The 20,950-nt window shown below is 68.7% G+C and carries 20 protein-coding genes and 1 other RNA gene; 8 read left to right on the top strand and 13 right to left on the bottom strand.

The genetic code is table 11. The features are described from left to right. Nucleotides 1-44: 44 nt before the first annotated feature. From carA to hrcA, 10 genes are all read right to left on the bottom strand, one after another. Nucleotides 45-1,178 carry a glutamine-hydrolyzing carbamoyl-phosphate synthase small subunit gene (gene carA / locus BLT45_RS09755; protein ID WP_093298055.1) on the bottom strand — a complete coding sequence of 378 codons (1,134 nt, stop codon included), beginning with the start codon at nt 1,176-1,178 and terminating at the stop codon, nt 45-47. 224 nt (nt 1,179-1,402) lie between these two features. Next, complete coding sequence (gene dapB, locus BLT45_RS09750; RefSeq protein ID WP_093298051.1) at nt 1,403-2,122, bottom strand: 4-hydroxy-tetrahydrodipicolinate reductase; 720 nt, start codon at nt 2,120-2,122, stop codon at nt 1,403-1,405. A 44-nt stretch (nt 2,123-2,166) separates the two neighbouring features. Further along, entirely contained in the window at nt 2,167-3,489 is a 1,323-nt protein-coding gene (locus tag BLT45_RS09745) for a sensor domain-containing phosphodiesterase (protein WP_093298045.1), read from the bottom strand. 128 nt (nt 3,490-3,617) lie between these two features. Then, nucleotides 3,618-4,319 (bottom strand): MOSC domain-containing protein, encoded by a 702-nt coding sequence (locus BLT45_RS09740; protein ID WP_093298043.1) that lies wholly within the window; start codon nt 4,317-4,319, stop codon nt 3,618-3,620. Beyond that, nucleotides 4,316-5,440: a prephenate dehydrogenase gene (locus tag BLT45_RS09735; protein ID WP_093298040.1), complete on the bottom strand. Its 1,125-nt coding sequence runs from the start codon at nt 5,438-5,440 to the stop codon at nt 4,316-4,318. Before BLT45_RS09735 ends, BLT45_RS09740 begins: the two co-directional genes overlap by 4 nt. A 10-nt stretch (nt 5,441-5,450) precedes the next feature. Then, nucleotides 5,451-7,340, bottom strand: a complete 1,890-nt coding sequence (locus tag BLT45_RS09730) for a DUF3857 domain-containing transglutaminase family protein (protein WP_139187979.1) — start codon at nt 7,338-7,340, stop codon at nt 5,451-5,453. A 109-nt stretch (nt 7,341-7,449) separates the two neighbouring features. Then, on the bottom strand, nt 7,450-8,571 hold the full coding sequence (gene dnaJ / locus BLT45_RS09725) for a molecular chaperone DnaJ (protein ID WP_093298034.1): 1,122 nt from the start codon (nt 8,569-8,571) through the stop codon (nt 7,450-7,452). Between the two features lie 94 nt (nt 8,572-8,665). Continuing rightward, a complete protein-coding gene (gene dnaK / locus BLT45_RS09720; protein WP_093298031.1) occupies nt 8,666-10,585 on the bottom strand; it encodes a molecular chaperone DnaK in 1,920 nt (639 codons plus the stop codon). A 110-nt stretch (nt 10,586-10,695) separates the two neighbouring features. Continuing rightward, complete coding sequence (gene grpE, locus BLT45_RS09715; RefSeq protein ID WP_175455812.1) at nt 10,696-11,178, bottom strand: nucleotide exchange factor GrpE; 483 nt, start codon at nt 11,176-11,178, stop codon at nt 10,696-10,698. A gap of 80 nt (nt 11,179-11,258) precedes the next feature. Next, nucleotides 11,259-12,308, bottom strand: coding sequence for a heat-inducible transcriptional repressor HrcA (gene hrcA, locus BLT45_RS09710; RefSeq protein WP_093298026.1), 1,050 nt, complete (start codon nt 12,306-12,308; stop codon nt 11,259-11,261). A gap of 126 nt (nt 12,309-12,434) precedes the next feature. Between hrcA and recN the strand changes: the two genes are divergently transcribed. Further along, nucleotides 12,435-14,102 (top strand): DNA repair protein RecN, encoded by a 1,668-nt coding sequence (gene recN / locus BLT45_RS09705; protein ID WP_093298024.1) that lies wholly within the window; start codon nt 12,435-12,437, stop codon nt 14,100-14,102. A gap of 25 nt (nt 14,103-14,127) precedes the next feature. Here the strand turns inward: recN and fur are convergent, their stop codons facing one another. Next, on the bottom strand, nt 14,128-14,532 hold the full coding sequence (fur, locus tag BLT45_RS09700) for a ferric iron uptake transcriptional regulator (RefSeq protein WP_093298022.1): 405 nt from the start codon (nt 14,530-14,532) through the stop codon (nt 14,128-14,130). A gap of 102 nt (nt 14,533-14,634) precedes the next feature. On the opposite strand from fur, the gene bamE reads away from it, so the two are divergent. Further along, nucleotides 14,635-15,027 carry an outer membrane protein assembly factor BamE gene (gene bamE, locus BLT45_RS09695; protein ID WP_093298020.1) on the top strand — a complete coding sequence of 131 codons (393 nt, stop codon included), beginning with the start codon at nt 14,635-14,637 and terminating at the stop codon, nt 15,025-15,027. Nucleotides 15,028-15,031: 4 nt separating this feature from the next. Here the strand turns inward: bamE and BLT45_RS09690 are convergent, their stop codons facing one another. Both BLT45_RS09690 and BLT45_RS09685 read right to left on the bottom strand, forming a co-directional pair. Next, the gene (locus tag BLT45_RS09690; protein ID WP_093298018.1) at nt 15,032-15,283 is read right to left on the bottom strand and encodes an RnfH family protein; all 252 of its coding nucleotides are present in this window, start codon (nt 15,281-15,283) and stop codon (nt 15,032-15,034) included. Nucleotide 15,284: 1 nt separating this feature from the next. Next, nucleotides 15,285-15,713: a type II toxin-antitoxin system RatA family toxin gene (locus BLT45_RS09685; RefSeq protein ID WP_093298015.1), complete on the bottom strand. Its 429-nt coding sequence runs from the start codon at nt 15,711-15,713 to the stop codon at nt 15,285-15,287. Nucleotides 15,714-15,754: 41 nt separating this feature from the next. Here BLT45_RS09685 and smpB point away from each other — a divergent pair, with 41 nt between their 5' ends. From smpB to BLT45_RS09655, 6 genes are all read left to right on the top strand, one after another. Then, a complete protein-coding gene (smpB, locus tag BLT45_RS09680) occupies nt 15,755-16,243 on the top strand; it encodes an SsrA-binding protein SmpB (protein ID WP_093298012.1) in 489 nt (162 codons plus the stop codon). A gap of 222 nt (nt 16,244-16,465) precedes the next feature. Beyond that, nucleotides 16,466-16,819: a transfer-messenger RNA gene (ssrA, locus tag BLT45_RS09675) on the top strand. Nucleotides 16,820-16,917: 98 nt separating this feature from the next. Then, on the top strand, nt 16,918-17,580 hold the full coding sequence (locus BLT45_RS09670) for a DUF3348 family protein (RefSeq protein ID WP_093298009.1): 663 nt from the start codon (nt 16,918-16,920) through the stop codon (nt 17,578-17,580). Nucleotides 17,581-17,596: 16 nt separating this feature from the next. Next, nucleotides 17,597-19,672 (top strand): DUF802 domain-containing protein, encoded by a 2,076-nt coding sequence (locus BLT45_RS09665; RefSeq protein ID WP_093298006.1) that lies wholly within the window; start codon nt 17,597-17,599, stop codon nt 19,670-19,672. Then, nucleotides 19,669-20,319: an OmpA family protein gene (locus BLT45_RS09660; protein WP_093298003.1), complete on the top strand. Its 651-nt coding sequence runs from the start codon at nt 19,669-19,671 to the stop codon at nt 20,317-20,319. The genes BLT45_RS09665 and BLT45_RS09660 overlap by 4 nt, the downstream gene beginning before the upstream one ends. After that, on the top strand, nt 20,309-20,932 hold the full coding sequence (locus BLT45_RS09655) for a DUF2894 domain-containing protein (RefSeq protein WP_093298000.1): 624 nt from the start codon (nt 20,309-20,311) through the stop codon (nt 20,930-20,932). The genes BLT45_RS09660 and BLT45_RS09655 overlap by 11 nt, the downstream gene beginning before the upstream one ends. Nucleotides 20,933-20,950: the final 18 nt, after the last annotated feature.

Below are 20,950 nucleotides of genomic sequence, written 5' to 3'. Positions count from 1 at the left end.
CCCGCCGCCCGCTACGGACAATCGATGGCGCGTGGCCATCCCCCTCACGATGACCGTGCCTGCTCCATGCAGGCGACGAACCGGTCGAACAACGGTGCTACGTCATGCGGCCCCGGCGATGCCTCCGGGTGGCCCTGGAACGAAAAGGCGGGCGCGTCGGTCAGTTCGATGCCCTGGTTGGTCCCGTCGAACAGCGAACGGTGGATCACGCGCACGTTGGCCGGCAGCGAGGCCTCGTCCACGGCGAATCCGTGGTTCTGCGACGTGATCATCACCCGGCCGCTGTCGAGATCCTGAACCGGATGGTTGGCGCCATGGTGGCCATGGCCCATCTTCAGGGTCTTCGCACCGGCGGCGAGCGCCAGCAACTGGTGGCCCAGGCAGATGCCGAAGGTGGGCGTCTTCTTCGCGATGAATTCGCGGATCGCGGTGATCGCATAGTCGCAGGGCTCAGGATCGCCGGGGCCGTTGGACAGGAACACGCCGTCGGGCTGAAGCGCCAGCACGTCCGCCGCGCTGGTCTGCGCCGGCACCACCGTGACGTCGCAGCCGCGCTCGGCCAGCATGCGCAGGATGTTGTGCTTCACGCCGAAGTCGTAGGCCACGACCTTGTACGTGGCCGGCGCCTGGACGAACGCATTGCGGTCCAGGTCCAGCTGGCCGTCGCGCCACGGATACGCCTTGTCGGTGGTGACGACCTTGGCCAGATCCATGCCCTTGAGGCCGGGGAATTTGCGCGCGGCTTCCAGCGCCTTCTCGACGTCGATGCCGTCGCCGGCCATCAGCGCGCCGTTCTGGGCGCCGCGCTCGCGCAGCAGACGGGTCAGCTTGCGGGTGTCGATACCGGCGATGGCCACGATGCCGCGGGTCTGCAGCCATTCGGGCAAGGCTTGCTGGTTGCGCCAGCTGCTGGGGCGGCGCGGCACGTCGCGCACGATCAGGCCGGCGCACCAGACCTTGGACGCTTCGTCGTCCTGGTCGGTGCAACCGGTGTTGCCAATATGGGGGTACGTCAGGGTGACGAGCTGGCGGGCGTAGGACGGGTCCGTCAGGACCTCCTGGTAGCCGGTCATGGCGGTGTTGAACACCACTTCGCCGACCGAGAGGCCATCTGCGCCTACGGATTCGCCCTCGAATACGGTGCCGTCTTCGAGTACGAGGATTGCGGGTCGAGTCACGGGGTTCGCCTTGGGGTGAAGGAACCCTGCCCCACCGACTTGCGGCTGCAAGAAACCGCAGACGCGGCGTTCATCCGGTCCGTGGCGATGGGTAACAGGCGAGCGGGAATTGTACGGGGAAGCCCTGTTCAGCGCCACCGTTTTTTGCACCTCGCCGGCGCAGATTCGCGGGTAGCCGACGCACCGCGTTCAGGTTGCAGGAAAGAGGGCGCCGCGCTCGCGTGTCAATCCAGCAGGTCCCGCACACGGTATGCACCGGGCGCACGACCGACCAGCGTGCGCGCCACGTGCAGCGCGCCTCGGGCGAAGATATCGCGATGCGTCGCCCGGTGGATCAATTCGATTCGCTCCCCGAGCCCGGCAAACTGCACCGTATGTTCGCCCACGATGTCGCCCGCACGCAGGCTGGCGTACTGCACCGGCGCACCGGCGCTGCCCGCGGCCTGGCCGAGGGTCAGCGCGGTGCCGGAAGGCGCATCCTTCTTGTGGACGTGGTGGGACTCGACGACGTCCACATCCCAGCCCGGCAGCGCCGATGCCGCCCGCTCCACCAATTCGGCGAGCACCGCGACACCCAGGCTGAAATTGGTGGCCCAGACCAGCGGGATGCGCGTGGCGGCGGCCGCCAGCGCGGCCTGCTGCACGGCATCGATGCCGGTCGTGCCGGACACCAGGGGCTGACCCCGCTCGACGCAGAGCGCCAGGATCGGGTCGAAGCCCTCAGGCAGGCTGAAGTCGATCGCCACATCGAACGCGGGCACGCCCGACACCTCGGTGGCGGCGAAATGCGGCACGCCCTCGACCACCCGTTGCGCCGGCGCACGGCGGGTGACGGCGGCGGCGACCGTGAACAGGGCGGGCTGCTCGGCGGCGAGGCGGAGCAGGGCCTGGCCCATGCGGCCGGAGGCACCGTGGATCAACAAGCGTGTCGGGGACGGGTTCATGGGGCCATGGTAGCGGCCCCTTGCGATACGGCGTAGCCCTGTGTTCAAGGCACCTGGGGATGGCCCAGGTGGAAGCCCTGCGCGAACGGCACGCCGAGCGCCTTGAGCGTCTCCAGCTGGCGCTCGTTCTCCACACCCTCGGCGATCAGGTCGGCCCGCGTGCCCTGCGCGAACGTCAGCAGCGCGGCGATGAGGGCCTGCATGCGCGGCCGCTGGTCGACCTCGCGGACCAGGGTGATGTCGAGCTTGATGATGTCGGGGGCGAGCCTCAGCACGTGCCGAAGGCTCGCGAAGCCGGCGCCGGTATCGTCCACCGCGATGCGCACGCCGGCCTCCTGCAGGGCCGAGAGGCACTGATTCAGTCGCCCGTAGTCGTCCACCGCGGTGTGCTCGGTGATCTCCAGCACCAGCCGGCGCAGATCATGCGCGGCAATGAGATTCCGAAGCCGGTCGCTGCACGCGGTTTCCGGCGAGATGTTGATGGACAGAAAGACGTCCGCCGGCAGCGAAGCCAGATGCGCCAGCGCCGCTTCCGCGGCGGCGAGCTCGAGTTCGACGCTGAGCCCGCTGCGCGCGGCATCCTCGAACCACCGCCCCGTGGACAGGTCGTATTCGAGCGGGAAGCGCGCCAGCGCCTCGTAACCGGCGACGGCACCATCCGCGAGCCGGATGACCGGTTGCAGCGCAGACATGATCTGCCGACCCTCCAACACCTCCAGCAGGCGCGCGCGGGCCTCGCTCACATGCTTGCGGTCGCGTTCGCCCTGCCCCATCCGGGCCTCCAGCGCTGCACGCATCTGCGCATGTTCGATCGCCTTGTACATGCTGGCCGCGACCAGCGTGCTCAGCTGTTCGAGCGTCTTGCAATCCGTGTCGTCGTACGCACTCGGCGTGGTGGCCAACACCTTCAGGACGCCGACGACCTGGCCACGGAACCGCAGCGGCGCCACCAGCATCGATCGCAGGCCCACGTTCCGGCAGGCATCGCGGTTGACCCGCGGATCGTCCTCGCTGTCGTCGCACCGCAGCACGCGCGCCTCGGTGATGCAGCGCCCCGAGAGGCTGCCTTCGACCGGCAGCGTGAGGCCGACCTGGCTCTGCGCGATACCGCTGGCCGACCAGTAGCGCATCAGGTCGCCGTCGCGGATCTCGAGCACCGCGCCGGCCGAACCCGTCAGCTCCTGTGCGCGGTAGGTGATGGCATCGACGACATCCTGCGGCTCCGGCCCCGCGGCCGCGATCTCGCCCTGCGCCGCCACGATGCGCGTCAGCAAGGCGATGGCGTCCTCGTCCGATGCGCGCTTGCCGGGCGCGGAGGTCGGTACGCGTACCGACGACAAGGACGTCACTTTGCGATCCCGACTCATCTCCGACACTCCTTGCGGATGATGAACATGGTGCATGCCCCCATGCATTGAGGCCGTGATGCTAGAGCGATGAGTACAAGGCTGTCGAGTAAACACATTTACGGTTACGCAGCATCACGACACCCGGCTCATTCTTCGGGAACGATACCGGTCAGCCGCTTGCGCCAATCCTCCACCGCACCGCGTTCGAGGCGTCGTTCGAACAGCACCCTCCACGACGGCACGAGCGGCAACGCCAATACGTCATGCAAAAGGTGGGGCTCGATGGCGCGCTGGTACAGCAGGTCGATGAGGCGAGCGAGCGACCACCGGGGATGCGGCCTCGCCTCCAGCGCGATGCGGTCCCCTTTCTGCACCTGCCCTTCCTCGATGACACGGTAGTACCAGCCCGTGCGGCCGGAGTCCTGGACGCGCCTTGCCATGTCGGGAACCGCGAACCGGTCCGACAGTTTCCAGCAGGGTTGCCTCGACTGGGACACCTCCACCAGCGCCGATCCCAGGCGATAGCGATCGCCCAGGCAGACAAACGCTTCCGTCATGCCGGACGTGCTGATGTTCTCGCCGAACGCGCCAGGACGTTCGAGCAACGCATGCGACCCGATATCGGACCGCCACGCCGGGTAGTGGTCCATCGGATAGTGGTGGACCGCCTTGTCCGGCCCGCCGTGCACACGCAGATCGCCCTGCTCGTCCCCGCCGATGCCCAGCGTGGTGACGCGCTGCGGTCCGACGACGGCGATCTTCGCGATCGCGCTGTGACTGCCGGGCCGCGTGAACGGCACCGCCTTGCCCGCCAGCACCTCCTCCACCGTGCATGACGGTGTCGTCATGGCAGCACCCTCCCGAGTCCCGAAGCATCGATCTCGCGCGCCGCACTGGCGAGCGCCTGCGCATCCACGTCGGCATCGAAGCCGATCCGGAAATGCACCTCGCCGTCCGGCGTGCGCGAGGAATGGATGGACGACAGGCTGACGCCGTGCCGTTCGAACACATGCAGCAACGCGCGCAACGAGCCTGGGCGATCTTCCGGCAGGTGCACGCTGAGCGCCTGGCGGCCGGCCAGGTCGGCCAACAGATAACCGATCCGTTCGTAGCTGTAGTTGCCATCGGCCAACATCGCGGGGCCGACGGCGTCGCGGTTGTCCGCCAGGAACTCCTGTCGGAACGCGACACGCGCGGCCTCGGTACCTTCGCCCACCAGGCGCGCCATCCGCTCGATCTGCACGCCCAGCGCCTGCAACACCTCGCCTGCGTAGGGATTGCCGAACTGGATGTCCTCGTAGATCGCCGGGTTCAGCGAGAGGATGCGGGCCAGGATGGCGGCATCCATCTCGAACGACGCCGAGCGGTACGGCATCAGGGCCGCCAGGTCGCCGACGCGCGCGGCTTCGCCACGCAGGACGCCCGCCTGCGCCAGGTGCGTGGCATGGACCATCGCCTGGACCAGTGCCATCACGCGGTCGTGCTGTTCAGGCTCGGCGCGGACGCATTCGGCTTCCAGCGCGGTGAGCAACGAAGTCACCCAGGGACGCCACCGGTCCAGCCGGGCCTCGCTCACCACCATTACCCGGCCTTTCAACGTCGGCGCTTTCGGCGGTGCCGTCATCGGGTGCAGGCCGACGACGTCGGCGCGGGATGCGAGCATCGCCGCGACGGGCGCGGCCTTGATCGAAGTGACATCCAGCCACAAGCGGCCCGCTTCCGTGCCGGCGGCGAGTTCGCGATAACGGGCGATCACATCGACGGTATGGCGGATGGGCGCGGCGAACACCAGCACATCGGCGTCCCGCACCAGCCCGGCCTCATCGACGGATGCCGGGTCGGCAGGATCGTGGCCGATGACCTCCAGCTCCATCCGGGTGCGGAAGAAGCGCTGCAGCCAACGGCCGTAGGCGCCGGCGCTGCCGACGATGCCGATCCGTGGACGGCCATGGAGCATCACCTGCGGCATCAGACGGCACTCACTGCGGCGCAGCCCCTTCGGCTTCGGTCAGATAGACGACCTGAGCACGCAGGTCGGGCATGATCTTGCGCATGACCCGGGCGAAGCCTTCATTGTATTCCGGGGAGCAGACGGGGCCGGGCGTCCGATCATCCAGGGTACGCCGGACGAGCAGGCGGGCGCCTTCCTGGCGGAACGTCGAGACGTAGCTGAGCGTGCCCTCGCGCAGGCTGACGTCCTTCGGCACGGCGATGATCCGCATGGTCGACGGGAACTCGAACGTGTACTCCTCGTCCGAGTGGTATGCGCCGCAGCTGCTTTCGCCCTGCGGCTGATCCGGATCGCCGAGCTGCGAGGCCACCAGCATCGAAACCGGCGTGAAGCTGAGGAACCACGGTTGCACCTGGAAGCCTCCGCTCGTCGGGATCATCCGGTCGACGTCGAAGTCCGCATCCAGGTTGAAGGTCTCCAGCATCGGGACGGGATCGTCGTAGCGCAGCTTGCCGTTGGCCGTCAGCGCATTGCCGCGGAAATAGCCGCGCACCAGCTTGTCCGCATCACCCGCCCCCATGTTGCGGAACTGCGCGCGGGCGGCCACCGCCATGCGTCCGCTCACTTCCACCCGCTGGGTACCCTTGACCGATCCATCGGGCTGGATGCGGAGCGTCGTGCGCAGCTTCTGCCACTCCTTGCCCGCCTGCGTCACCGGAGTGGTGGTGCCGTCGCGATGGCCATCCACCAGCAACACGGGCTTGCCCGCCGCGCCATCCGGCAGGCTGCCGAAGGGCACGGTGGCCGCAGTGGAGTCCACGTACAGGTCCAGGCTGGGGATGTAGTTGATCACGTGGTTGACGACCGACGCGACCGGGATGTCCGGAAGCGTATACGTGCCGCCGGCATTGATCAGGGCCTGGGTGCTGTCGATGCCGCGCGCCTTCAACAGCGCCTGCAGCAGGGTCGCATGGTCCTTGCAGTCGCCCATGCGGTTGTCCAGCACCACGTCCAGGTCGCGCGGCACCACCGCCCCCAGCCCGATGCAGTTGCCCGCGTACGTGATCTTCGTGGAGACCCATTCGTAGAGCTTCTTCGCCGTCTCCCTCGGATCCTTGCTGTTGCCCGCGATCTCCGCCGCGAGCGTGCGCAAGCGTGGCGTCAGCGCCGCCTTGGCGTTGGCCGGTCCACCGTAGGCCGCGGCGATGTCGGCGTAACGCGCGAACGTGGAGAACGCGTAGCCCGGATAACGATCGGCGGTGAAGACGGTGTCGCGCAGGCTCTCGCGCGCGACCGGCTGCCGGTTGCTCCAGCGCCAGCGGACGATCTTGCGTCCATCGCGGGTCTCGACGGCGGGCTGGGTCATCTGCCAGTTGCGCCATGTGGCCTGCATGGACTCCGGCGCGTCGATGCTCACCTCCACGTCGCCGTAGTAGGCCGCCGGACTGTAGTTGCGGATCACCGAGAAATGGCCCGGAAACATGGGTTGCGTGGCCGTCACCCGGTACGCGAACACCGTGGTGTCGCCGACGGCGAGTTCGGGGAACACGACGGTGAGCGTCGTCTGGTCGGAGTAGATGGGCGAGTCGCCCTCGCGCCCCGAACTGCTGCTGACCTGGTAGTTGCCGCGTGGCACGTCGACGCGGCGGCCATCGGCCTTCAACGTATACGCTTCGACCACCTCGGCTTTCTGGATGCTGGTGCTGTAGCTGACCGATGCGTCCTTCGCCGCCTCCAGCGCACTGTCCTTCAACACCTTGATCGCGGTCGCCTGCTCCTGCACGAAACTGCCGTCCGCATTGAGGACGAAGCGCGTCGACTCGCGCTCGACCTGCAACGGCCGGTCGTCGGCCGCCCATGCAGGCGCCACGGCCAGCAGCACCACCAACCCCCACCCCTTCCCCATGTTCGTACGCACGCGAACTCCCCTTCATCGTGGACGTGAATGAAAACGGCCCCGGGGTCTCCGGGGCCGTCGCAGGATGCCACAAGCCGCTCGCGTCCGCGGGCGGCCGAAGGTCGCAGGCTCAGGACGTCATGCGGTCCCAGAACCCCTTCACGCCATCGAGGAAGGTCGCCGATTTCGGCGAATGCTTGCGCGCTTCCTCGCCGATGAAGGTGGCCTCGAACTTCTCCAGCAACTCGCGTTGTTCGGGGGTCAGGTTGACCGGGGTCTCCACCACCACGCGGCAATAGAGATCGCCCTCGCTGCGGCTGCGCACGGACTTCACGCCCTTGCCGCGCAGGCGGAACAGCTTGCCGGTCTGCGTCTCCGCCGGGACCCGGATCTCCGCCTCGCCGTGCAGCGTGGGCACGCGCACGGTGTCGCCCAACGCGGCTTGCGAGATCCGGATCGGCACTTCGCAATGCAGGTCGTCGCCGTCGCGCTGGAAGATGTCGTGCTCGCGCACGCGCACTTCCACGTACAGGTCGCCCGGTGGCGTGCCGGGCGGGCCGGCCTCGCCTTCGCCGGTCAGGCGGATGCGGTCGCCGTTGTCCACGCCGGCCGGGATCTTGACCGACAGGACCTTCTCTTCCTCCACGCGCCCGGCGCCATGGCACTCGGTACAGGGATTCTTGATGGTCTGGCCGCGGCCGCCGCAGGCGGGGCACGCCTGCTGCATGGCGAAGATGCCGCGCTGCATGCGCACGTTGCCGCGACCGCCGCAGGTGCCGCAGGTCTCGACCTTGCCGTCGGCCGAGCCCGAGCCCTTGCAGGGTTCGCAGGCGACCAGCGAGGGGATCTCGATGCGCTTCTCGACGCCCGCGACCGCCTCTTCCAGATCCAGCTCCATCACGTAGCCGACGTCGGCACCGCGCCGCGCCGCGCGTGCGCCGCCACCGCCGAAGATGTTGCCGAAGATGTCGCCGAAGATGTCGCCCATGTCCGGGCCGCCGGGACCGCCACCGCCGCCCATGCCGTGCTCGAACGCGGCATGGCCGTGTGCGTCGTAGGCGCGGCGCTTGGCGCCGTCGGACAGCACCTCGTAGGCTTCCTTGCATTCCTTGAACGCGACCTCGGCCGCCGCATCGCCGGGATTGCGGTCAGGATGGTGCTTCATCGCGCAGCGGCGGTAGGCCTTCTTCAGGTCTTCGTCGCTGGCGTCGCGGGCCACGCCCAGGACTTCGTAGTAGTCGCGTTTGCTCATGTGCGGTCAGGCTGGTCTGGCAGGGGCGCCGGATGGCAGAACGGGAGCCCGTGGCAGGCCACGTCTCCCGTTCGCCGTATCCCGGTGGCGTGGATTACTTCTTGTCGTCCTTCACCTCGGTGAACTCCGCGTCGACCACGTCGTCCGCGGGCGCCGAAGGACCACCCGTACCGCCGGCACCCGGCTGCTCGCTCGAAGCGGCCGCCGCGTACAGCGACTGGCCGGCTTCTTCGAGCGCCTTGGCCTTGGCTTCGATCTGGGTCTTCTCGTCGCCCTTCATCGCAGATTCCAGTTCGGCGATCGCCGACTCGACGCGACCGATCACATCGCCCGGCACCTTGCTGCCGTGCTCGGTGATGGCGCTGCGGGTGGCGTGGATCAGGCCGTCGGCGTGGTTGCGCGCCTGGACCAGTTCCTGGAACTTCTTGTCTTCTTCGCGGTGCGCTTCGGCATCGGCGACCATGCGCGCGATCTCGTCCTCGGACAGGCCCGAACCGGCCTTGATCTCGACCTTCTGTTCCTTGTTGGTCTTCTTGTCCTTGGCCGACACGTGCAGGATGCCGTTGGCGTCGATGTCGAACGACACCTCCACCTGCGGCATGCCGCGCGGCGCCGGCTCGATGCCGGACAGGTCGAACTTGGCCAGCGACTTGTTGAAGCGGGCCTGCTCGCGCTCGCCCTGCAGCACGTGCACCGTCACCGCGGACTGGTTGTCCTCGGCGGTGGAGAAGGTCTGCGAAGCCTTGGTCGGGATGGTGGTGTTCTTCTCGATGATCTTGGTGAACACGCCGCCCAGGGTCTCGATGCCGAGGCTCAGCGGGGTCACGTCCAGCAGCAGCACGTCCTTGACGTCGCCGGCCAGCACGCCGCCCTGGATCGCGGCGCCCAGCGCCACGGCCTCATCGGGATTGACGTCCTTGCGCGGCTCCTTGCCGAAGAACTCGGCCACCGCCTGCTGCACCTTCGGCATGCGGGTCTGGCCGCCGACCAGGATGACCTCGCCGATGTCGCTGGCGCGCAGGCCGGCATCGTTCAGCGCGATGCGGCACGGCTCGATCGTCTTCTTCACCAGGTCCTCGACCAGCGCTTCCAGCTTGGCGCGGGTCAGCTTGATGTTGAGGTGCTTCGGGCCGGAAGCGTCGGCGGTGACGTACGGCAGGTTCACTTCGGTCTGCTGCGAGCTGGACAGCTCGATCTTCGCGCGCTCGGCCGCGTCCTTCAGGCGCTGCAGGGCCAGCGGGTCCTTGCGCAGGTCGATGCCCTGGTCCTTCTGGAACTCCTCGACGAGGTAATCGATGACGCGCTTGTCGAAGTCCTCGCCACCCAGGAAGGTGTCGCCGTTGGTCGCCAGCACTTCGAACTGCTTTTCGCCGTCGACGTTGGCGATCTCGATGATCGACACGTCGAACGTGCCGCCGCCGAGGTCATAGACGACGATCTTGCGGTCGGCCCCACCCTCGCCCTTGTCCAGGCCGTAGGCCAGCGCGGCGGCGGTGGGTTCGTTGATGATGCGCTTGACGTCCAGGCCGGCGATCTTGCCGGCGTCCTTGGTCGCCTGGCGCTGGCTGTCGTTGAAGTACGCCGGCACGGTGATGACCGCTTCGGTGACGGTCTCGCCCAGGAAGGCCTCGGCCGTCTTCTTCATCTTCTCCAGGATGCGCGCGGAGATCTCCTGCGCCGACAACTTCTTGCCGTCGTTGGTCTGCACCCAGGCGTCGCCATTGTCGTGCGCGATGATGTCGTACGGGACCAGGTCCAGGTCCTTCTTCACTTCCGCATCGGTGAACTTGCGGCCGATCAGGCGCTTCACCGCGTAGAAGGTGTTCTTCGGGTTGGTCACGGCCTGGCGCTTGGCCGAGGCGCCGACCAGCACTTCCCCGTCCTTCGTGTAGGCCACGATGGAGGGCGTGGTGCGGTCGCCTTCCGAATTCTCGATGACGCGGGCCTTGCCGCCGTCCATGATCGCCACGCACGAGTTCGTCGTGCCCAGGTCGATGCCGATGATCTTGCCCATGATGGATGTCGCTCCCTAGCGAATGCTGATGTTGGACCCGGCGATCGGCCGGGTGGATGGTCCCGATATAGGGGTGCGATGGCGCCGTTCAAGCGCCGCCGCGAGGCCGTTCAGTCGTGTTTGGCCACGACCACCAGGGCCGGGCGCAGCAGGCGGCCGTTGAGCACGTAGCCCTTCTGGAACACCTGCACCACGCTGCCGGGGGCCGCGCCGGGCGCCTCGGCCTGGCTGATGGCCTGGTGGTGTTCGGGGTTGAACGCTTCGCCGGTGGGGTCCAGCAGGGTCAGGCCGTTGTCGCCGGCCACCTTCAGCAACTGCTTGAAGGTCAGTTCCAGCCCGTCCTTGAGCGGGCTGGGCTCGCCGCCGGCGGCCGCGAGGCCGGCATCCAGGCTGTCGAACACCGGCAGCAGGTCGCCGAGCAGGCGCTCGTTGGCGAACTTGCGGGCCTGCTCGATGTCGCGCGCCACGCGCTTGCGCTGGTTCTCCAGGTCGGCCCGCTCCAGCAGCGTGGTCGCGCGCAGCTGGTCCAGCTCGTTGCGCAGGGTTTCCAGCTCGGCCAGCAGGGCGGCGTCGGCATCGGAGGATTCGGGCATGGCGCCCGGCGTGGCATCGTGGTCGTGCGGTTCGTTCATTTCTATTCCCTGGCGGCAGGTCCAGCCGCCCAACCGGGAACCTATGGGGCCGGCGTTTCGGGATTCAAGGCCGCGCCCAGGACATCGGCCGCCGCCTGTACCACCGGAATGACCCGGTCGTAGGCCATCCGCGTGGGCCCGATCACGCCCAGTACGCCGAGTACCTGGCCGCCGGCCATGTACGGCGCGGTCACCACCGACACGCCGTCGTGCGGGGCCAGGCCGGTGTCCTCGCCGATGAAGATGCGCACGCCCGGCGCGTGGATCGTCCGCTCCAGCAGCTGCAGGATCTCGCGCTTGCGGGCGAAGGCTTCGAACAGGTCCCGCAGCCGCTCCAGATCGGACAGTTCCTGCACGCCCATCAGGCGGGTCTGGCCGGCCAGCACCACGTCGTCGTTCGGCGGGGTGAGCGCCTGTTCCGCCAGCTCGATGGATTCGGCCAGCAACCCTTCCATCTCGGTCTGGGCGCTGCGCAGGTCGCGCAGCAGGGTGGCACGGATGTCGGCCAAGGGCCGGCCCGCGAACTGGGTGTTCAGGTAGTTGGCGATCCGTTCCAGTTCGGAACGTTCGTACGGGCGCCGGGTTTCGATGACCCGGTTCTGCACGTCGTTGTCGGCGAATACCAGGATGGCCATCACCCGGCGGCCGTCCAGCGGCACGAAGTCGATGTAGCGGAAGGCGAACTGCTCACGCCGGGGCACGCTGACCACCCCGACGAAATGGGTCATCGCCGACAGCAGCTCGGAGGCATTGCCGAGCAAGGCCTGGGTGCCCGCACCGCTGGGCAGCTCGGAGCGCAGGCGCGCCACTTCGCCCTCGCCCAGCGATTTCACCTGCACCAGGCTGTCGACGAACACCCGATACCCCTGCGCGGTGGGAATCCGTCCGGCCGAGGTATGCGGCGAGCTCAGCAGGCCGACTTCCTCCAGCTCGGCGAGGATGTTGCGGATGGTGGCCGAACTGACCTCCAACCCCGCGTGCCGGGCCAGGGTCTGCGACCCCACCGGCTCGCCGTCGCGGATGTAGCGCGAAATCAGCGTCCGCAGCAGGTGGCGGGCGCGCGGGTCCAGCGGGGGTGACGTCGACGACATGCCGCATAGATAGCGCCAACGCCTCGGCGCCCGCAAGCACCGGCGACCCCGTCTCGGCCGGTGCGACGCCGGGCGGCGAGCATCGCGCGCCTTCGAACCGCCATCGCCCGGCCCTACACTATCGCCATGCTGACCCATCTCGCGATCAAGGATTTCGCCGTCGTCCGCGCTGCCGAACTGGAGTTCGGCGAGGGCATGACCGTCATTTCGGGCGAAACCGGCGCGGGCAAATCGCTGCTGGTGGACGCGCTGGGCTTCCTGTCCGGGCTGCGCGCCGACAGTGGCGTGGTCCGCCACGGCGCCGAACGCGCCGAGCTGTCCGCCGAGTTCCTGCCGGCTCCGGACTCGCCTGCCCTCGCCTGGCTGGCCGAGCATGAGCTAGACGACGATGGCCAGTGCCAGCTGCGCCGCGTGATCCGTGCCGACGGCGGTTCGCGCGCATGGATCAACGGCCGCAGCGTCACCCTGTCCCAGCTGACCGACCTGGCCGGCCGACTCGTCGAGATCCACGGCCAGCACGAGCACCAGGCGCTGCTCGCCCGCCACAGCCAGCTGGAACTGCTCGATGCGTATGCGGGCAATCAGGCGGAAACCCGCGCCGTGCGCGAGGCCGCACGCCAGTGGAGCGCCCTGCTCGGCGAACGCGACCAGCTCTCCGGCCAGGGCGACGTCTCCGACCGCATCAATTACCTGGAACACCAACTGGCGGAGCTGCAGCGCGAAGACCTCGCGCCCAGCGCGCTCGATGCACTGGTCGTGGGCCATCGCCGGCAGGCGCACGCCGCCAGCCTGATCGCCGCCTGCGATGCGGCGCTGGTGAGCCTGTCGGGCGACGAGGCGCCCTCGCTGGCCCGCCAGTTGCAGCAGACGCGGGCCGACCTCGCCCGCCAGGTCGAGCACGAACCGCGCCTCAGGGACGTGGACGGCATGCTGGAAGGCGCGGCGATCCAGATCGAGGAAGCCCTGGCCCTGCTCGGCCAGGTGCGCGATGACCTGGAAGCCGACCCCGGCCAGTTCGAGGAACTCGAACGCCGCCTCGCGCGCGTCCACGACCTCGCCCGCAAGCACCGCGTGCCGCTCGATGGCCTGCAGGAGCAGCGCGACCGGCTGACCACCGAACTCGACTCGCTGCGCGGCGCGGGCGAGCGTCTGCTCAAGCTCAACGACGACATCGAGGCCGCGCGCCAGCACTGGCGGGACGCGGCCGGGGTCCTGAGCCGCACACGCCAGCGCGCCGCCAAGGCGTTGGGCGAAACCACCACCGCGCTGATCGCCGAACTCGGCATGGGCGGCGGCCGCTTCGACGTGGCGCTGGAGCCGCACGACGCCGAACGGCCCGACCCCTCGGGCGCCGAGCGCACCGAGTTCCTGGTGTCGGCCAATGCGGGCCAACCGCCGCGGCCGCTGCGCAAGGTGGCGTCCGGCGGCGAACTGGCCCGCATCTCGCTGGCCATCGAAGTGGCCGCGCTGGGACTGGATGCCGTGCCCACGATGGTCTTCGACGAGGTCGATACCGGCATCGGGGGCGCCGTCGCGGAGATCGTCGGCCAGAAACTGCGGGCGTTGGGTGCGCAGCGGCAGGTGCTGTGCGTGACCCACCTGCCCCAGGTCGCGGCACAGGGCCACGCGCATTACCGGGTCAGCAAGGCGCCCGTCGACGGCATGACCCAGAGCGCGGTCGAGCGCCTGGGCATCAAGCAGCGCGAAGAAGAGCTGGCGCGCATGCTCGGCGGCGTGGAAGTCAGCAAGGAAGCGCACGCCGCCGCCAAGCGGCTGCTGGCCAACGCGGTCTGACGCATTTCCTTACGGGACGAGAGAACTAGCGCTTCTTGCGCACGTAGAGCACCAGCGAGTGCTCTTCCAGTTCGTAGCCGTGCTTGGCGGCGATCTCGCGCTGCAGCTTCTCGATCTCGGTGCTTTCGAACTCGATGATCTTGCCGGTGTCCACGTCCACCATGTGGTCGTGGTGGCCGCCGCGGTCCAGCTCGTAGACGGCCTGGCCGCCTTCGAAGTTGTGCTTGAGCACAAGCCCGGCCGCCTCGAACTGGGTCAGCACCCGGTACACCGTGGCCAGGCCGATCTCGTCGCCGTGTTCCAGCAGCTGCCGGTAGATGTCTTCCGCGCTCAGGTGGTGCTGGGAGTTCTTCTGCTCCAGCAGCTCCAGGATGCGCATGCGCGGATGGGTGACCTTGAGGCCGACTTTGCGTAGATCCTGCGATTCCATGGCGTCTCCGTTCACTCTCGGTTTAGCGCCAGCTGCCTGAAGCTCGGTTGCGGCGGTCCGCGGGAGTGTATCATCGGCCCGGTTTCCCACTGTACGTGTCCCATGCGCAAATTCCTGCTGGTTGCCGTCCTCGCTTCCGCCACTGCCGGCTGCGGCATCCTCTACAAGCAGCCGATCTACCAGGGCAACCTGATCGAGAAGAGCGCGGTGGACCAGTTGGCGGTGGGCCAGAGCAAGCAGCAGGTGCAGTCGCTGCTGGGCAGCCCGTCGATCGCCGATCCGTTCCACGCCCAGCGCTGGGACTACACCGCGAGCAACCGCATCAATCGCCGCGGCACGACGGAAATCAAGAACCTCACCCTGACGTTCAATGGCGACACGCTCGCCAGCTGGGAAGGCGAATACTTCCCCGAAGCCGACCTGCAGCTGTCGAAGGACGTGCGCAAGTTCGGCCCGAACCTGGCCAAGGAAAAGAAGAAGGGCCGTCGCCGCTAAGGCGTCACTTGCGCGCCCGTCGGCGGCGCGCGTCCTTCGGGTCCAGCAACAACGGGCGCAGCACTTCCACGCGATCGCCCTCGCGCAGCGCTGTTCCGCCTTCCACCATCAGGCCATGGACCGCCAGCGGCTGTCCGGGCGTGAGGTCGTCGAAGCCGCAGGCTGCGATGGCATCCGCCACGACCGATCCGTCAGGCAGGTCCAGGTCCACCGACTCGAAGCGGTGCGGCCAGGCCCGGATCACCTCCACCCGCATCTCAGGCCCCGCGGTCCGCGGCCCGCACGAAGTCATCGACCATGCGGTCGGCCAGGCTCTGGAAACCCAGCGCCATCGCAGGCGCCAGCAGGCGGCTGCTCGGTTCGAATTCCAGCGTCAGCGTCACCTTGCAGGCGGACTCGTCCAGGGCGTGGAAATCCCAGCGACCGTGCAGCTTGCGGAACGGACCATCGACCAGATTCATGTCGATCCGGTGCGGGCGGTCCAGGGTGTTCTCGGTGGTGAACCAGGTCCGCAGCGAACCCAGGCCCAGGTCGAGCCGGGCCACCAGGCGCTCCTCGCCCTGCTCGATCAGCTGCGCGGCGCTGCACCAGTCGAAGCGGCGCGGATAGGCCGCCACGTCGTTGACCAGGTCGAACATCCGGGTGGCCGAGTGTTCGACCAGGGCGCTGCGGCGGATCGTATGCATGTGGCTCGCGTGGAATTCCGCCTTCGGCGACAATAGGACGGATGGCAAAGAAACCGGACAAGAATAAAGCAACGGGCACGATCGCGCTGAACAAGCGCGCCCGTCACGAGTACCACCTCGAGCAGCGCCACGAAGCGGGCCTCGCCCTGCAGGGCTGGGAGCTCAAGGCCATCCGTGCCGGCCGCGCCAACATCACCGAGGCGTACGCCACGATCCGGAATGGCGAGATTTTCCTGTTCGGCGCGCAGATCACCCCGCTGATCCAGGCCTCCACCCATGTGGTGGCCGACGACCGCCGCACGCGCAAACTGCTGCTGCACCGGAACGAGATCGACAGCCTGATCGGCAAGGTCGAGCGCGACGGCTACACCCTGGTGCCCACTTCGCTGTACTGGAAGGGCAACAAGGTGAAGGCGGAAATCGCCCTGGCCAAGGGCAAGCAGACGCACGACAAGCGCGCCAGCGAGAAGGACCGCGACTGGGCCCGCGAGAAATCGCGGGTGATGCGTCAGCACAACAAGGATGCGTAGCTTCATCGCGACGCGATGAAGCTCCCAAGATTTCCTTCGCAAATCTCGGGCCCGACGCACGCTGCCTATCCCCCTTCGCGCTGACCCGCGAATCGCCCTCTTACAAAGGGGGCATACAGCAGCAATGCTGGATCTCACCTGGCTGAACACTTCAGGGCACGCGCCTTGTGAAGCCTGGGGCCCGCCCCTACACTGTTCCTCGTCAGGACGTTTCTGACTCCCGGGGGTGCACTGGCTTCGACGGGGGTTGCGAAGTTGCCTGGTGCATGCCGAGGGGGCAGCTTTCCTCGTAAATCCAGCGGCAAAACTCTAGTTGCCAACGACGACAACTACGCTCTCGCCGCTTAAGGCGTAAGCCCTGAAACTGCTTGTGTCCGTGCTCGCAGCGTAAGGTCATTATCACGGAATCGCCGGGAGTGGCTGCCTGTCAGCACCCGGTCAACCTAAAACAGGCTGGTCCTGCGGTGCGCTTTGCCCACCGTGCTGCTGCAGGACGAGATCCAACGGTGGGATAAGCATGTAGTACCGGGGATGGAGTGCCTTCGGACGGCGGTTCAATTCCGCCCACCTCCACCATTCAGCGAAAAGGCCGGACCCGCCAGGGTCCGGCCTTTTCGTTTCCGGCCCGGGCGGCGGGTCATCGCAGCGGCGGTTCCTGTAAAATCCCCGCTCTTTTGAGCCACCGTGTGACCACAGTGCAGTACCGGACGCCCAGGGCGGCCCCCGCCTTCGTCCGTCTCCTCGCCCGCCTGGGCGGGACCGACCTGCCCGATGCCGGCCCGGCGCTGTCCGAGCGGCTGGGCCACTGGATCGACTGGAACCGCGCCGTCTCGCTGTCGCGGGCGCTCGATGGCGCCGTCGCGCCCGAGGCGGCCGTTCCCGCATCTGACGCGGCCCATGCCGACGCCGTCGCCCGGGTCCGCACGTCGCTGTCGGAAGCCATCCTGCGCGGCCCGCCGGCCGATGCGGGCGCGGAGGACTTCGCGCCCTACCGCCGTTTCTGCCTCGAGCGCCAGCGCGCCATGCTGACCGGCACCGGGCCCCTGCGCGGGCGCCTGCGTGATGCCCTGGCGCAACGTGGCGGCGACCCGGCCCGGCTGGCCGAGGTCGATGCCGTGATGGAGATGACCCTCAGCCCGCGCGAGCAGGCGCTGCTGGCCCACACCCCGGCCCTGCTCGGCCTGCAGTTCGAACGCCTGCGCACGGCGACGGATGGCGCTTCAGGAAGTCCCTGGCTGGCGCTGTTCCTGCGCGACCTGCAGGACGCGTTGCTGGCCGAACTCGACCTCCGTTTCCACCCTCTCGAGGCGCTGCTCGCCGCGCTTCGATCCTCGTAATGCCTGGATGCCCTTGATGAAACAGCCCCTCTCCACCGCCCTCTTCCTCATCGGCCTGGCCATCGTTGGCTGGATCGGCGTCGGCTATGTCGGCACCCATGCGCTGGGCGTGGTGGTCACCCTGGTGATCGGTGCGTGCTACGTCGCTGGCGCGGTGGAGCTGCAGCGGTACCGCCAGGCGACCGCCACCCTGGCGCATGCGCTCACGGACACCTCGACGGCGGGCAGCGGGCTGCAGGGCTGGTTGGCTCCGCTGCACCCCAGCCTGCGCCAGGCCGTGCGCCTGCGCGTCGAAGGCGAGCGCGTCGCGCTGCCCGCGCCGGCGCTGACGCCCTACCTGGTCGGCCTGCTGGTGCTGCTGGGCATGCTGGGCACGCTGCTGGGCATGATGGTCACCCTGCGCGGCACCGGCCTGGCGCTGGAAGGCGCCACCGACATCGACGCCATTCGCGGTTCGCTGGCTGCGCCGGTCAAGGGCTTGGGCTTCGCGTTCGGCACCTCGATCGCCGGCGTCGCCGCCTCGGCCGTGCTCGGCCTGCTGTCCGCGCTCAGCCGCCGCGAGCGCGTGCTGGTCGCGCAGCGGCTCGACGACGAGATCGCGACCTCGCTGCACGTGCATTCGCAGTCGTTCCAGCGCGAGACCTCCTTCCGCCTGCTGCAGCAGCAGGCCGCGCTGATGCCGGAACTCGTCGAGCGCCTGCAGGCGATGGTGGCCTCCATCGAACAGCAGACCACCGACGCCGCCACCCAGCAGGCCGCGCGTCAGGAAACCTTCCATGCCCGCACCGAAGCCGCGCAGGCGCAGCTCGCGTCCACGCTGGTCACCTCGATGCAGGCCGGCGTGGAGGCCAGCGCACATGCGGTCGGCGCTGCGCTGCAACCCGCCGTGGACGCCACCCTCGCCGGGCTGGCGCGCGAAACCGGCGCGCTGCAACAGACCGTTGGCGCCGCCGTGCAGCAGCAGTTGGATGCCCTGACGTCCGGCTTCGGCACCGCGACCACCGCGGCCGCGAGCGCCTGGGATGCCGCACTCGTGCGCCAGCACCAGGCGCATGACGCGCTCGTCGCGCGTCTGCAAAGCGATGCCGAACGCCAGGCGACACAGTTCGACCAACGCTCGCAGGCCTGGCTCAATGCGGCCTCCGGCCAGCTCGAGCGCACCGCGACCACGCTGGCCGACGGCTGGACCCAGGCGCTCGCCCAGCAGGCCACCGCCGCCGATGGCATCGCCGCGCGCAACGCGGACGCGCTGGTCGCGGCCGGCGCCGACTTCCGCGCGCAGACCACCGCCCTGGTACAGGCCGTGGACGCATCGCACGCCTCGCTGCAGCAGACGCTCGCCGCGCAGGACGAGGCACGCCTGGCCGCCTGGGCCGATCAGCTGGCCACGATGAGCACCACGCTGCGTGGCGACTGGGAACGTACTGCCGCCGATGCCGCGCGCCTGCAGCAGGAGATCTGCGACGCGCTCGCACGCAGCGCCAGCGACATCACCACCCAGGCGCAGAGCCACGCGCAACAGACCATCGCCGAGATTTCGCAGCTGGTGCAGGTCGCCTCGGAAGCACCGCGCGCTGCCGCCGACGTGGTGGCCGAACTGCGCCAGAAGCTCTCCGACAGCATGGTCCGCGACACCGCCCTGCTGGAAGAACGCACGCAGATGATGGGAACGCTGCAGACGCTGCTCGACGCGGTGAACCACGCCTCCACCGAACAGCGCACCGCCATCGACGCGCTGGTCGCCACCTCGGCCGATCTGCTGGAACGCGTGGGCACCCGCTTCACCGACCATGTGCAGGCCGAAACCGGCAAGCTCGAACACGTCGCCGCGCAGGTCGCCGCGGGTGCCACCGAAGTCGCCGGCCTCGGCGATGCGCTCGAAGCGGTCGTCGCACGCTTCGGCCAATCCAACGACGCGCTGCTGGAACGCTTGCAGGCCATCGAAGGCGCGCTGGAACGCTCGCTGGTGCGCAGCGACGAGCAGCTGGCCTATTACGTCGCGCAGGCGCGCGAAGTGGTCGACCTGAGCCTGTCCGCACAGCGCCAGATCACCGTCGACCTGCAGCGCCTGGCCGGGGCCGACGCCGCATGAGCGTGGAAACCGGAGAAGACGCCGACCTCGGCGCGCCCGTCTGGGCCAGCTTCGGCGACCTGATGTCGGTGCTGCTTGGGGCCTTCGTGTTGGTGCTGGTCGGCGTGATCGCCGTGCAGGCGCAGCTTGCGCAGCGCCTGGACGAGGAAACCCGTCGGCGCGAGCAGGAAGCGCAGCAGCGCAAGGCGTTGGAAGACGCGCTCGCCGCGCCGCTGGCCGAAGGCCGGGTGACGCTGGTGGACGGCCGCATCGGCATCCGCGGCAACGTCTTGTTCGCGCTGAACTCCGACCAGCTGCAACCGGAAGGCCGCGACCTGCTGAAGAGCCTGGCCGCGCCGCTGGCCGGTTACCTGCGTACGCGCGAGGAGATCCTGATGGTCAGCGGCTTCACCGACGATCGCCAGGTCAGCGGCAGCAACCGCCAGTTCGCCGACAACTGGGATCTGTCCGCGCAGCGCGCCCTGACCGTCACCCGCACGCTGATCGAGGAAGGCGTACCGTCTTCGTCGGTGTTCGCCGCCGCGTTCGGCGCCGAGCAACCGGTCAGCGCCAACACCAGCGAAGAAGGCCGCGCGCGCAACCGCCGCGTGGAGATCGCCCCCATTCCGCGCCCCACGTCCAAGCGCAGCGGTGACGATGGACGGTAACGCGCTGCCGCTGACGGCGCAGCTGCAGGCATGGCGCAGCCAGGGCGCGGACCGCGCGGACCCGGCGCGCTTCGACATCCTGCAGGCCCTGGCCGCGCGGATGCGGACGCAGGAAGGCGAAGCCCGCCGCTTGCTGGAAGCGCGTCTGGCCGGGCTGATGCGAACGTATTCGGAGGCCTTGGCGCAGCGACCGACGGCCGTGCCTGCGACGGAGCGCGGGAGCGACGCCGCCGCCGGATTGCGCGCACTGGTCGCCACGCTGCAAGCGCGCGCGGGTGGCGTTCCGGACCCGGAGGCCCCGCCGATGGCACCGGCGATGCTGACCGAAGCACGGGACACCTGGGCCCAGGTGCGCACCGACAGCCAGCTGCGCGCCTCGCTGCACGACCTCCCCGGCGATGCCGGGCCGCTCAACTCCGGCATGCTCGTGCACCGCGCCCTGCACCTGATGCGCGCGGTGTCGCCGGGCTACCTGCAGCATTTCATCGCCTATGCCGACACGCTGTCCTCGCTGGAGCAGCTCCAGCAGGCCGTGGCGCCGCTGACGACGGCCAGCGATGCGCCCGTCAAGCCGAAACGCGCGCCGCGCAAACGGAAGCCGGCGGCGACGTAACCGTGGCAGACCCGAGAG

Origin of the sequence: Pseudoxanthomonas sp. CF385 (genome assembly GCF_900104255.1) — a bacterium.
Taxonomy (GTDB): Bacteria; Pseudomonadota; Gammaproteobacteria; order Xanthomonadales; family Xanthomonadaceae; genus Pseudoxanthomonas_A.
Note: the sequence above shows the minus strand (reverse complement) of the source record. Positions and strands in the feature narration are given on the sequence as shown.